At 70.0% G+C, this 12,262-nt stretch carries 12 protein-coding genes and 1 other RNA gene; 4 read left to right on the top strand and 9 right to left on the bottom strand.

Translation table 11 applies throughout. The annotated features are described in order from the left end of the window. Positions 1-213: 213 nt before the first annotated feature. Both ACTOQ3_RS34320 and ACTOQ3_RS34315 read right to left on the bottom strand, forming a co-directional pair. Positions 214-1,245 (bottom strand): dipeptidase, encoded by a 1,032-nt coding sequence (locus ACTOQ3_RS34320; RefSeq protein WP_440087637.1) that lies wholly within the window; start codon positions 1,243-1,245, stop codon positions 214-216. A 181-nt stretch (positions 1,246-1,426) separates the two neighbouring features. Then, positions 1,427-2,866 carry a flavin-containing monooxygenase gene (locus ACTOQ3_RS34315; RefSeq protein ID WP_440087636.1) on the bottom strand — a complete coding sequence of 480 codons (1,440 nt, stop codon included), beginning with the start codon at positions 2,864-2,866 and terminating at the stop codon, positions 1,427-1,429. A 186-nt stretch (positions 2,867-3,052) separates the two neighbouring features. Here ACTOQ3_RS34315 and ACTOQ3_RS34310 point away from each other — a divergent pair, with 186 nt between their 5' ends. The 4 genes from ACTOQ3_RS34310 (at position 3,053) to rnpB (ending at position 6,736) form a co-directional block, all read left to right on the top strand. Next, positions 3,053-3,889: a Nif3-like dinuclear metal center hexameric protein gene (locus ACTOQ3_RS34310; RefSeq protein ID WP_440087635.1), complete on the top strand. Its 837-nt coding sequence runs from the start codon at positions 3,053-3,055 to the stop codon at positions 3,887-3,889. Continuing rightward, positions 3,886-4,626, top strand: a complete 741-nt coding sequence (locus tag ACTOQ3_RS34305) for a zinc ribbon domain-containing protein (RefSeq protein WP_440087634.1) — start codon at positions 3,886-3,888, stop codon at positions 4,624-4,626. The genes ACTOQ3_RS34310 and ACTOQ3_RS34305 overlap by 4 nt, the downstream gene beginning before the upstream one ends. A 14-nt stretch (positions 4,627-4,640) precedes the next feature. After that, positions 4,641-6,053, top strand: coding sequence for a bifunctional RNase H/acid phosphatase (locus ACTOQ3_RS34300; RefSeq protein ID WP_440087701.1), 1,413 nt, complete (start codon positions 4,641-4,643; stop codon positions 6,051-6,053). Positions 6,054-6,340: 287 nt separating this feature from the next. Further along, positions 6,341-6,736, top strand: an RNA gene (gene rnpB / locus ACTOQ3_RS34295) — RNase P RNA component class A. A 77-nt stretch (positions 6,737-6,813) separates the two neighbouring features. Here rnpB and ACTOQ3_RS34290 read toward each other — a convergent pair. The 7 genes from ACTOQ3_RS34290 to ACTOQ3_RS34260 form a co-directional block, all read right to left on the bottom strand. Continuing rightward, positions 6,814-7,965, bottom strand: a complete 1,152-nt coding sequence (locus ACTOQ3_RS34290) for a tyrosine-type recombinase/integrase (protein WP_440087633.1) — start codon at positions 7,963-7,965, stop codon at positions 6,814-6,816. Then, the gene (locus ACTOQ3_RS34285) at positions 7,962-8,138 is read right to left on the bottom strand and encodes a helix-turn-helix domain-containing protein (RefSeq protein ID WP_386207936.1); all 177 of its coding nucleotides are present in this window, start codon (positions 8,136-8,138) and stop codon (positions 7,962-7,964) included. Before ACTOQ3_RS34285 ends, ACTOQ3_RS34290 begins: the two co-directional genes overlap by 4 nt. Next, entirely contained in the window at positions 8,135-9,514 is a 1,380-nt protein-coding gene (locus ACTOQ3_RS34280) for a replication initiator (protein WP_440087632.1), read from the bottom strand. Before ACTOQ3_RS34280 ends, ACTOQ3_RS34285 begins: the two co-directional genes overlap by 4 nt. A 98-nt stretch (positions 9,515-9,612) precedes the next feature. After that, the gene (locus tag ACTOQ3_RS34275) at positions 9,613-9,777 is read right to left on the bottom strand and encodes a hypothetical protein (protein WP_440087631.1); all 165 of its coding nucleotides are present in this window, start codon (positions 9,775-9,777) and stop codon (positions 9,613-9,615) included. After that, positions 9,774-10,433, bottom strand: coding sequence for a DUF2637 domain-containing protein (locus tag ACTOQ3_RS34270; protein ID WP_440087630.1), 660 nt, complete (start codon positions 10,431-10,433; stop codon positions 9,774-9,776). The genes ACTOQ3_RS34275 and ACTOQ3_RS34270 overlap by 4 nt, the downstream gene beginning before the upstream one ends. A 35-nt stretch (positions 10,434-10,468) precedes the next feature. Then, positions 10,469-11,791, bottom strand: coding sequence for an FtsK/SpoIIIE domain-containing protein (locus ACTOQ3_RS34265; protein ID WP_440087629.1), 1,323 nt, complete (start codon positions 11,789-11,791; stop codon positions 10,469-10,471). Further along, complete coding sequence (locus ACTOQ3_RS34260) at positions 11,784-12,137, bottom strand: SCO3933 family regulatory protein (protein WP_362899569.1); 354 nt, start codon at positions 12,135-12,137, stop codon at positions 11,784-11,786. The genes ACTOQ3_RS34265 and ACTOQ3_RS34260 overlap by 8 nt, the downstream gene beginning before the upstream one ends. Positions 12,138-12,262: the final 125 nt, after the last annotated feature.

Below are 12,262 nucleotides of genomic sequence, written 5' to 3'. Positions count from 1 at the left end.
TTCGCCGTGCGATATCCCGTCACGGCGGGACCCGCCACGCCGGTCGCGGTGGTCGTAGGGGATTTCGCCTTCGGGGTGCGCCGCTCGGTGCCCGGGTCACCTGTCATTCGCCGTTCCGTCCCCCTCCGGGATGTGCCGCTCGGCGCCCGAGCCATCCGTACCGGCCGAGGTCGTCATCCGGTCCCCTCCGGTGGTGCCCCCCGCCGGGCTCGTTCAAGCGGGCCTGCCCAGCTGGGCGCGGAACAGCCGGTGCACGTTCCCTCCGATGATCTTCACGATCTCCTCGTCGGCGAAGCCGTGCTTGAGCAGGGCGTCGGTGACCAGGGGCAACCCGCTCGGACCCGACAGTCCCGGCAGGGCCGCGAGGGGATCGACGTCGTAGTCCATCTCGCAGCACGGGGGAGTCACGTCGTGCATGACCTCGCGGACGAAGTCGGGGCCGAGTCCCACGTGGTCGATGCCGCCGACGCTCGCGATGTGCGCGATGTGGTCCACCAGCCGGTCCACGGTGTACTCGGCCGGATCCTCCGAGAGGAAGGCCGCCAGGAAGTTGACGCACACCACGCCCCCGGTCGCGGTGACCGCGCGGATCTGGTCGTCGGTGAGGTTGCGGTGGTGGTCGCGCAGCGCGCGGGCCGAGGAGTGGGTGGCCATCACCGGCCGGGTCGCCAGCTCCAGCACGTGCTCCACCCCGGAGGCGCCCAGGTGGGAGACGTCGAAGATCATGCCGAGCCGTTCCATCTCCCGTACCGTCTCCACCCCCGCCGCGGTGAGCCTGCTGCCGGTGGCGTCCTCGCCGCTGCCGTCGGCCAGCGCCGTACGGCCCCAGTGCGCGATCGAGGCGACCCGGACGCCGAGCCGGTGCAGTGTCGGCACCAGCTCGACGGCGGCGTCCAGGCCCGGCATGCTCTCCAGCGCCAGGACCAGGGCGATCCTGCCCTCGGCGAGCGCCTCGTCGATCTGCGTCCCGTCCAGGCAGAGGCGTACGGCGTCGGCGTTCCCCTCGGCCAGCACGTGCGCGCACTCGATCATGCGAAGGGTCTGCCGGAGCGCGCCCTCGGGACGGTACTGGCCGTCGATGAAGACCGGCAGCACCTGGAGGTTCACCCCTCCCTCGCGCAGCTGGGGCAGCCAGCGATCGCGGAAGAAGGACGCCCACCGGTGCGGGGGCCTGGCGGTGACGGCCATCAGCAGGTCGTTGTGGGTATCGGCGACCACGGAGTCGCTGTGGAGGTCGGCGGACACGGGCGGGCCCTTCTGCGCGGACGGCTCTCGTTCGCCACGACCGTACCGGCACCCCGGCCCGTCGCGTGCTTCCGCGCCGCCTCGGCTCCCCCGGCTTCCGTACGAGGGTCCCTTCTACGAGGGTGTGGACCCGCGCGCGTCTTTCCGGCGGAGGCGGGTCGGCTTTCCGGCGGGGGCGGGGTCAGCGCGCGAAGCGGAAGGCCTCCGGACGCGGGGCCCTGGTGATGCGGCGGTAGGTGGTCGCGGTGCCCGGCCAGTTGCCGGTCACCCGGCCGGACGCGTTCTTGTACCAGCTCGTGCAGCCCGCCTGCCAGACCATGCCCTCCATGGCCCGGTCGAGGCTCCGCCGCCAGGTGGCCATCGCCTCGGGCCGGACCTCCATCGGCCCGCGCGAGGCCAGGTGCGGCAGGCAGCCCATGACGTACCGGACCTGGCATTCGATCATGAAGACGATCGAGTTGTGACCGAGGTTGGTGTTGGGGCCGTACAGCAGGAACAGGTTGGGGAAGTGCGGCACGGCGATGCCCAGGTACGCCTCCGCGCCGTCCTTCCACTCCTTGGCCAGCCGCCGTCCCCCGCGCCCGGTGACCTGGACGGGGGCCAGGAAGCCGGTGGTCTCGAAGCCGGTCGCATAGACGATGACGTCGGCCTCGCGGAGTCCGGCGGTGGTCTCCACGCCGCCGGGGACGATCCGGGTGATCCCGTCGGTGACGACGTCCACGTCGGGGCGGGTCAGCGCGGGATAGAAACCGCTGTCGATGACGACCCGCTTGCAGCCGACCGGGTAGCGGGGGGTCAGCTTGGCCCGCAGCAGCGGGTCGGGAACCTGCTCGCGCAGGTGCCCCAGGGCCCGCTTGCGCAGCAGGCCCGTGCTCCAGCCTCCGGCCAGGGCCGGGTAGAGGGTGTTCTCCGTGTACCGGTAGAGCCACTCGCGGTAGGCGCGCTGCAGGAACGGCGCGAGGCGGAAGGCCGTCCGCGCACGGGGTCCGAAGACGGCGTCCGGCTTGGGGATCACCCAGTTGGGGGTCCGCTGGAAGACGTCCAGGTGCCCGGCCACCTCGGCCACCCTCGGGATGAGCTGCGCCGCCGACGACCCGTTCCCGATCACGGCCACCCGCCTGCCCGCCAGGTCGACGGAGTGGTCCCAGCGCGCGGAGTGGAAGGCCGCTCCGTTGAATGACGACATTCCCGGAATGTCGGGTAATTGGGGCCGGTTCAGTTGTCCCACGGCCGACACCACCACGTCGAACAGTTCCTCCCCGGCCGTCGTACGGACCCGCCATTTGCCCAGCGACTCGTCGAAGGTGGCGGCGGTGACCGCGGTGTTCAGCCGGATCCTGGGGCGCAGGCCGTACTTGTCGACGCATCCCTCCAGGTAGCGCAGGATCTCCGGCTGCTCGGGATAGCGGCGCGTCCAGCTGGAGTATCTCTCGAAGGAGAAGGAGTACAGGTGCGAGGGGATGTCACAGCCCGCCCCCGGATAGGTGTTGTCGCGCCAGGTTCCCCCGACGTCGGCCCCCTTCTCGAAGATCGTGTACGAGCGGACGCCGGCCTTCTCCAGCCGGATGGCCATGCACAGCCCGCCGAATCCGGCACCGATGATCGCGACATTAGGCCTCATGCGCACGCCCTCCGGGTGTCAGTGTCCACTTACGCTAGGCGATCTACCCGCGCAGGGAAAGCCGCCGGGGAGGCCACTGTGGAAGCCGCAGGACGCCGGTGCGGGAACCGGTGCGGAGGTCGCTGCGAACGCCGGTACGGAAGCCACCGTGACGAGCCCTCCGGGGAAGGCCGATAGTCTGCGCACGTGCCTACGCTTGCCGACATCGTCACAGAGCTGGAGTCCCGTTACGACCCGAGATGGGCGGAGTCGTGGGACGCGGTCGGGCTCGTCTGCGGAGATCCCTCCGCCGAGGTGCGCAGGATCCTGTTCGCGGTCGACCCGGTGGCCGTCGTCGCCGAGGAGGCCCTCGACTGGGGCGCCGACCTCGTCGTCACCCACCACCCCCTCTACCTGCGCGGCACCACGAGCGTCGCGGCCACCACCTTCAAGGGCCGGCTGGTCCACACGCTGATCAAGAACGACATCGGGCTCTTCACCGCCCACACCAACGCCGACGTCGCCGACCCCGGCGTCTCCGACGCGCTCGCCCGCGCCGTCGGCCTGACCGGCCCGCTCGTCCCCCTCAGTCCCGCCGCCGACGACCCCCGGCGCGGCCTGGGCCGCGTCGGCTCGTTGCCGGCCCCCGTCTCCCTCGCCGACTTCGCCCGGCTGGCCGCCCGCGGGCTCCCCGCCACGGCGGGCGGCCTGCGGGTCGCCGGAGACCCCGGCCGCCCCGTCCAGCGGATCGCGGTCAGCGGGGGATCGGGAGACTCCCTCCTCGGGACGGCCCGCGCCGCCGGGGTGGACGTCTTCCTCACCGCCGATCTGCGCCACCACCCGGCCAGCGAGTTCATGGAGGCCTCCGGTGGTCCCGCGCTGATCGACGCGGCCCACTGGGCCACCGAATGGCCCTGGCTCGCCGACGCGGCACACCATCTCGCGTCCGCGTCGGCCGCCAGGGGGATTACTGTTGAGACGCGCGTATCCGAGACGGTCACGGACGCCTGGAACACAACAGCAAAGTGCGAGGATTTCACGTGAAAGCAGCCCCTGCGGCCCAGAAGCGTCTGCTTGACCTGGCCGAACTCGACTCCGCCATCGACCGGCTGGCCCATCGCCGCCGCACCCTGCCCGAGCTGGCACAGATCGACGAGCTCTCCGGGCGCATCGCCCGCATCGCCACCCAGGTGATCGCCGCCGAGACCGAGTCCGGCGACCTCGCCCGCGAGCAGAGCAAGGCCGAGGCCGACGTCGACTCCGTCCGCACCCGTGCCGAGCGCGACCAGAAGCGCCTCGACTCCGGCCAGGTGTCCTCCCCCAAGGACCTGGCCAGCCTCCAGTCCGAGATCGTCTCCCTGAAGCGCAGGCAGGGCGATCTGGAAGAGGTCGTGCTGGAGATCATGGAGCGCCGCGAGGCGGCCGACGGGCAGGTCGCCAGGCTCGTGGCCGAGCGCGACGAGCTCGCGGGCACCCGCGGCACCGCCGAGGACCGCAGGGACGCGGCCTTCGCCGAGATCGACAAGGAGAGGGACGAGCTCCAGGGCAAGCGCGCCGGGGTCGCCGAGGACATCCCCGCCGACCTGCTCGCCCTCTACGGGAAGCTCAAGGAGCAGTTCGGGGTGGGCGCCGCGATGCTCCAGGGAGCCCGCTGCCTCGGCTGCCGCACGAGCCTGTCCATCGCCGAGATCAACCGCATCAAGGCCGCCTCCCACGACGAGGTCATCCGCTGCGAGGAGTGCCGCCGGATCCTCGTCCGTACCGCCGAGTCCGGTCTGTGAGCCCTGTGAGCTCCGTGACCTCGTACGTCATCGAGGCCGACGGCGGCTCGCGGGGCAACCCGGGCCCGGCGGGCTACGGCGCCGTCGTCAAGGACGCCGCCGACGGCCAGGTGCTGGTCGAGACAGCCGCGTCGATCGGCACCCAGACCAACAACGTCGCCGAGTACCGCGGGCTCATCGCGGGCCTGACCTCCCTCCTCTCTCTCGCCGGCGACGGCGCGAAGGTCGAGGTCAGGATGGACTCCAAGCTGGTCGTCGAGCAGATGGCCGGCCGCTGGAAGATCAAGAACGAGGGCCTGCGCCCGCTCGCCCTGGAGGCCGCGGCCCTCGCCAGGCGCCTCAAGGTGACCTGGCGCTGGATTCCCCGCGAGAAGAACAAGGACGCCGACCGCCTGGCCAACGAGGCCATGGACGCCGCCGCCAAGGGCCGCGCCTGGACCCTCTCCGGTTCCTCCGCCGCCGCGGAAGCGCCCGGCGGCCGGGTTTCCGGAAGCGGCGTCTCCGGAAGCCGAACCTCGGAAAGCGGCGTCTCCGCCGGCCGGGCCCCTGACAGTGGTGCTCTCGAGAGCGGCGCCTCAGGAAGAGCTGCTTCCAAAAGCGGTTCCCCCGCCGGCCGCACCGCTCCCGCCCGTCCCGCCGAGGACCTGCTGCTCTTCGACACCGGTGACCTCGGCAACGGCGCTCCCGACGCCGGCGACCTCGTGGCCGGTGACTCCGGCGGTGACGGGGACGGCGGCGGGACCACCACGCGCGAGCGAGCGGGCCTGGCCACCCCCACGGGTACGGGCACCGGCTGGCGTTCGCCCACCTCCGTCGCGACCTCGCTGTACCTGCTCCGGCACGGTGAGACGCCCCTCTCCGTCGAGCGCAGGTTCTCCGGGCTCGGCGACCCCGAGCTCACGCCCAACGGCGTCGCCCAGGCCGAAGCCGCCGCGGTGAAACTCGCCGGGAAGCCGTACGACATCCAGGTGATCGTCAGCTCGCCGCTCAGGCGCGCCCGCGCCACCGCGGAGATCATCGCGGCCAGGGTCGGGCTTGAGGTCCTCGTCGAGGAGGGGCTGCGGGAGACCGACTTCGGAGACTGGGAAGGCCACACGTTCACGGAGATCCAGCGCCGCTGGCCCGACGAACTCGCCGCGTGGCTGGCGGACCCGTCCGCCGCGCCGCCGGGTGGGGAGAGTTTCGGGGAGGCGGCGCGGCGGGTCCAGGCGACCGGGGACATGCTGATCGAGCGTTACGAGGGCAAGGCGGTCCTCGCCGTCTCCCACGTCACGCCGATCAAGATGCTGCTGCGGTTCGCGCTGCTCGCTCCCCTCGGTGCGCTGTACCGCATGCATCTCGACCTGTCAGCCCTGTCCCTGATCGAGTACTACGCCGACGGCCCGGCGGTGGTGAAGGCGTTCAACGACACCTCGCACCTGCGCTGAACCTGCGGTCTCACGTCCACGACAGACCTCGGCCATGGGGGCGGTGGAGCACCACTCGTTCTCCACCGCGTCCATGGCCGCGTCCATGGCCGCGCCCTCCACTGCGTCCTTCGCCGTGGCCGGAGTCCCCGCGGCGTGCGGAAGCGGTCGTCTCGCCGGTCGTCGGTGCTCTCATCGGTTCCTCCGGTGCTCGTCCGGTCCGTCTTGCTTGATCCATATTTCAGCGCGGACGACTTGCCGCTCGGTTGGAGTCCACTTGGGAGCCGTTAGGCTTGGAACACGGCGGACGAGCCGGCCGGGCGGCCGCGTCGGGTCTCTTCTGAGACCCGCCGAGGAAGGTCCGGGCTCCACAGGGCAGGGTGGTCGGTAACGCCGACCCGGGGTGACCCGCGGGAAAGTGCCACAGAGAACAGACCGCCTCGTCCCAGGACGAGGTAAGGGTGAAACGGTGGTGTAAGAGACCACCAGCGCCCACGGTGACGTGGGCGGCTCGGTAAACCCCACCTGGAGCAAGGTCAAGAAGGGGCGCTCTCCGGAGCGTCCCGCGCGCGACGCTTGAGGGCTGCCCGCCCGATGCCGCGCGGGTAGACCGCTTGAGGCCGCCGGCAACGTCGGCCCTAGATGGATGGTCGCCCCTTCACGCAAGTGAAGGACAAAACCCGGCCTACAGGCCGACTCGTCCGCCCTTTCCTCCTCTGACCTGCGGTGGAGCCTTTGCTGGGCAAGATCAAAGCAGCCGGAGGGCACAATGAGGGCACATTCACATGAGCCCGTCCGCCGCGGCGAAGGCATGGTCCAGGGCCGTGCGAGCCCGTTCGGACGCTTCGGGAACCAGATGCCCGTAGAGATCCACGGTCGTGGTGATGGACTCGTGCCCGAGCCACCGGGACACCTCGGAGATGGGCACGCCCTCGGCGAGTGCCGTACTGGCGAAGGTGTGCCGAAGATCGTGGAACGTCATGTCCGCCGGTACCCCTGCTAAGAAGATCGCGGGCTTCAGGATGTCGGCGTTGAAGTAGTCGCGGCGGATCAGGTTCCCGCGCGTCGTCCGGAAGAGCACGTCCTCAGGCTTGTGCCTGTCGATGAACTCGGCCAGCGCACGGGCGAGAACGGCCGGGATGGGAACGTCGCGGACAGAGGCTCTTGTCTTCGGCGGAGCCAGCGTCGGACGCCGATCGATCACCACGACCTGCTGGTCCACCGTCAGCATGCCCTCGGCGAAGTCGATCCGGTCGACGGCGAGACCGAGCGCTTCTCCTTGCCGGAGACCAGCCGCGGCGCCCAGGAGGATCAGCGGCGCGTAGTCGGGCCGCATGGCCTGGTAGAGCGCGAGCACCTCGGTGGGGGAGAGGAGCCGGATCGTGGTCTTATCCGGCTCCGGCAGGCGGATGTCGACGCAGGGGGAGCGGCGGATCATGCCATCTCGTACGGCTCCGCGCATGATGCTGGAGAAGATCACATAGATGGTCTCGACCGTGCGCGGGGCCAGGCCTTTCACGTGCAGGTCCTTCACCCACTTCTGCACCGAAGTAGGCCGTATCGAGATTAGGGGAACCAGGCCGAACACCGGGTTGATGTGGTTCTTCAGGTGCCCTTCGTAGGTCATCGAGGTTCCGGGCTTGTGCAGCCGAGAGGCCAGCCACGTCCCCGCGTACACCTGGAATCTGGTCTGGCCGAGCTTGGGATCAATCCACTCACCACGCGGTTCGTCGGCACGACGCGTCACGTCGAAGCGGTCGGCGTCAGCCTTCTTCTCGAAGTTGCGTTTGCGCTGCTCGCCCTTCTCGTCCCGGTAGCGAACCTGCCAGCGCACCCCCTGTCCGTGCTTGGCGGTCGGCACCCGCTTGTGCTCAGAGCACTTCGTCTCTGCGGGATCGGGGTGGGTCTTGTGCCACCGGTCGTAGACGGTCATGTCTGCTCCCGGACCCAGGCGCGTACGTCTTCGGGGAGGTAGCGCAGGTGCTTGCCGATTCGGCGGCCGGGCGGCCCGATCCTTCTGCAGCGCCATTGGTAGAGGGTTCCGGCCGGTACCCGGAGATAGGCGGCGACCTCATCCACCGTCCAGAGGTGATCGAGCGTCTTCATGGATGCCGTCCGGGATCGGCCAGAGGCACACCGGTCAACGCGGCGGCGAGGAGGGCGTCACCGAGCGACAGCCCCTTGCCCGCGTACTCCCAGTTGGTGATCACGAGGACGGCGTCCTCGTCGAAGAGGGGCAGGCGTCCGGTGGTGATCTCTTCGGTGCGGGCAAAGTCTCGGCGTTCGTCGCGGATGGAGCCGATGGTGATGGAGTAGTGGCGGGAGCGGGTGGAGAAGTGGCCGCGAAATCCCAGCATGTGGGCCCAATGAGGAAGACGGAGGTCGGCCAACTCGTCCAGGGCGCCTAGGCGCTGGCATTCGGCGATGAGGCGGCGAGGGTGGTCGCGGAGGTTGAAGGCGGCCAGATCGTCGAGGGGGTTGATGCGTCGGTCCAGGGTGCCGACACATTCGGCGGCTTTGGTGGCGTACTTGGCGATGTAGCCGGCCACGGCCTGGTCGGAGAGTTCGCCGTCCATGGTGATCTGGCGGACGTCGAGCTGTCGGCCCCAGCGCAGAGTGCGCGCGGGTTCGTCGCCTGCTGCGGGAACGGTCACGGTCACTGCTCGGACGGCGTGTTGTATGGCGTGCGTCAGCATCTCTGCCGTGGCCCAGGCTGGAGGTGGGGAAGCAGGACCTTCGGGGCCGTCGAGGCGGATGACGGCGTGGAAGTGGACGACTCCGCGCTTCTGGTACTCGGCGACTTTGGCGAAGGAGATCGTCAAGCGCTCGCGGAGCTCCCGCAGGGTCAGACCGGCAGTCTTGGCGACGCGTCGCCGCAGGGCGTCGGTGAAGCGCTGCCAGAGCTTCGGGGAGACGGCGTTGAACAGCACCGATCCCGTGTACTCGTAGCAGTCCGGGCACAGCGGCTCACCCAGACGTGGCTCATCGGCGCCGTGTCGGGTGGTGCAGGACATGACGCGTCCGTGCGGGCAGGTCTGCGCGTCGCGGCGAGCGTGGCAGGGCAGGGTCTTGCCGTTCTTCTCTCGCCGGGTGTGGACGACTCCGAATGACGGGGCGGTCAGGGTGATGAACAGGCACGGGTGTGCGGTGACCGAGGAAGGGACGCCCTTGCCGCCCACCAGGCCAGCGCGGATCAGCTGGTAGGTGTCGGCGCGGTAGACCTCGGCGCAGGCCGGGCAGCGGGAGGCGCGGCGGGTTTTGCACGGCAGGTGCAGGACATCCTCGGGTTCGGTGGCGGTGGTGTAGCGGTGCAGGAGCCGGCCGGTGGCGCGGTCGACGTGCAGGACGCGGCCCCGCATGTGGATGGGCTGGCGACAGCCGCCGGTGGCGCGGAGTCGGGCGGCCCAGCGGGGGTACGTCGGATCGTTCAGGCGGGTGATCATGCCTGCGATCGCGTGCGTGTCGGGGCGTGTTGTGGGCAAGATGGTCTCCTCCTTTCACTCGTTGGGTGAGGGGGGATGGCCTCCGACCTGGCAGGCGTCTTGGCGGATGTACGGCCAGGCCGGGGGCGCCGACGGTTTCAGCAGAAGCCGAGACCGTCGCAGGACTCGCAGGTGATGCCGTGGCTGTCGAGGCCGGTGGCGCCGCAGTCGCAGCACCGCCACCGCTTGGGCGTGATCAGCGCAAGCGGCTCCTGCTCGCCGTCGTGCGCGGTGGTGATGGTGCCTTCTCTCTCGTCTTTCATCGGGCGGCCTCGGAGGTGGTGCGCAGGGTGCGCAGTAGGTCGGAGGCGAGTTGGTTGGACACGCCCAGGCGTGCGCGCAGGGTGTCGCGGCTGATCGGCTTGCCCTGGGTGCTCTGGTACTCGGTGGCCACGCGGCGGGCGTAGTCGACGAGTTCCGAGGACGGGCCGTCCGCGGCTTGGTCCTGGTCGTCCTTGTCGTCCTCGGTGGCGGGGACGAGCGCGGGCACCGGGGCCGGCTCGGAGGACGGGGCCGGGGACGGCTTGGGACGGGGGCCGGAGGCGCGGCGTTCGAGCATGGAGACGGCGATCAGGAAGGCGCCCGCCGGGGTGGCGGCGGTGATCCAGCCCCAGGTGGAGGCTTCGGCTTGGTGGAGGTTGGCGGACAGGGACAGGACGATGCCGAGGATGAGGACGAGGGTGGGCCAGGAGGCCAGGCCGTCCCGGACGCGTCCGGTCTTCTTGTCGCGCTGGCGTTCGCGGGCGGCCATGACACAGGTGAGGTCGACGCACACGGCGACGGCCCAGGCCATCCAGCCGCTCTGTCCGTGTTCGGTGGCGGTGTCGCGGATGTGGGTGAACGAGCCGGCCCCGGCGATCGCGGCCAGGACGATCACCGGTCCGGAGTCGAGCAGGGCGGCGAGCAGGTTTCGCGTCATGGTTCCTCCCTTCAGAAGTCAGGGGGTATGGAAGGTCAGGCGGGGACGTCGACCGGTTGGGCGGCGGTGATGTCGTCCCAGGACGGGGTGAGGTGGGCGTAGGTCTTGGCGGCGTGTTCGGCGGTGTTCTCGGCGACGTAGAAGGAGCGCGCCCGATACCACTGGCCGTCTTGGGAGGCGACGATCGCGACGCCGGGGGTTTCGGCGGGGATCGCGCGGGCGGAGACCAGGGCGGCGGGGTCGAGGTCGCCGAGGGTCATGGTCGCGGTTTCGGGGTCGTTGACCCGGTGACAGATGCGTCCCGAGCACTGGGCGCGCAGTGCGGTGACGCCGGGGCCGAGGTCGGAGCCGATGCGCTGGCCGGAGCAGAACAGGTAGATCCCGAACGCGCGGCCGAGCTGTCCGATGCGCAGCAGCGCGGTGGAGGTCCTGGCGATGTCGTCCTTCTCGGACTTGTCGGCCATCAGATACAGCTCGGCCAGCTCGTCGACGAGCACCACGACCGGAACGGGGCGCACCGCCGGGGGGAGCTGCCAGATGTTGCGGGCGCCGGTCATCCGACACAGGCCCATCCGGTCGATCATCATGCCGATCAGGTCGGCCAGCAGCCGGGTGCACTCGGCGCGCTCGGTGGCCAGCGCGGACAGGCGTGCGGCGTAGGGGGTGAACTCCACGCCGCCTTTGAGGTCGAAGCCGACCAGGGCGACCGGTTGCGGGGCCAGGCCGACGAGCAGGGCGTTGGCGAGGTTGGACTTGCCGGACTGGGTGGCTCCGGCGTTGATCCAGTGCGGCACGGTACGGAAGTCGATCACCCAGGGTTTGCCGGTCTCCAGCCGTCCCACGGCGACTTTGAGCAGGTCGGTGGAGGGCGGTAGTCGGTCGACCTGGACGAGGGGGTCGCGGATGGTGGTGTTGATGACGAGGCGTCCGGGGCGGGGTGAGGAGACGCGGACGGCGTGCACACCCCAGGAGTGGGCGAGGCGTTCGGCGGCCTGGGCGTAGTCATCGGGGATCTGACCTTCCAGCAGGCGCAGGGTGGCACGCCAGCCGTGCCGGGTCGGCATGGGCAGCCACATCCAGGGTTTGGTGTCGACGGCGACCCGGCGAAAGCGGCGCCGTACCTTGACGGTGCCGGTGGAGACGAGGGCGCCGGGGGTGAGGGTGAAGGCCCAGCGCGCCCGCTTCTTCGTCAGCCCGCACCCGAGGGCGACCTTGCGCCAGGTGGCGCGGACGCTGAGGGCGGTGAGTGGGTAGGCGGCGACCAGCCAGAACGACCGGCGGTGAAAGCGCCGCCATGCCCACAGAGTGACCGCGATGCAGGCCAGGACGATGAGGGCGAGCCTCAGAGAGTCAGGCACCCTGCTCTCCTGCGGGGATGCCGGAGACGGGGACGATGGAGGTGGCCTTGTAGCTGATGCCCCATCGCGAGGCGCCGTTCTGCGGGATCTCCCACACGTAGCCGACCATCGCGGTCGGTACGACGTCCTGGCCGGGGGCGATCGGGGGTTGTCCGGAGGTTCCGACCTTGACCAGTTCGATCCGGCCCAACTCGTCCTCGGCGAGCAGGACGGATTCGTAGATCTTGTTGCCCTCCTTGTCGGTCTTGATCTTTCCGGTGTCCTGGTCGACCACGCGGGGACGGGCGGCCTTGACGCAGGTGAAGCGGAGTCGGTGGACATCGACGGGGATCGGGATGTTGCGCATGGATATACCTCCTTATTTGGCTAGGACAACATAGTCAGCCTAGTTGCCATGGGTGTCAATGGCGTGCCTTTGTGCTGAACCAGTAAGCTCGGTAGGCCAAGTTGGCCTAGTCGGGCCAGCTAAGA

This window comes from Streptosporangium sp. LJ11 (assembly GCF_051918945.1).
GTDB lineage: Bacteria > Actinomycetota > Actinomycetes > Streptosporangiales > Streptosporangiaceae > Streptosporangium.
Note: the sequence above shows the minus strand (reverse complement) of the source record. Positions and strands in the feature narration are given on the sequence as shown.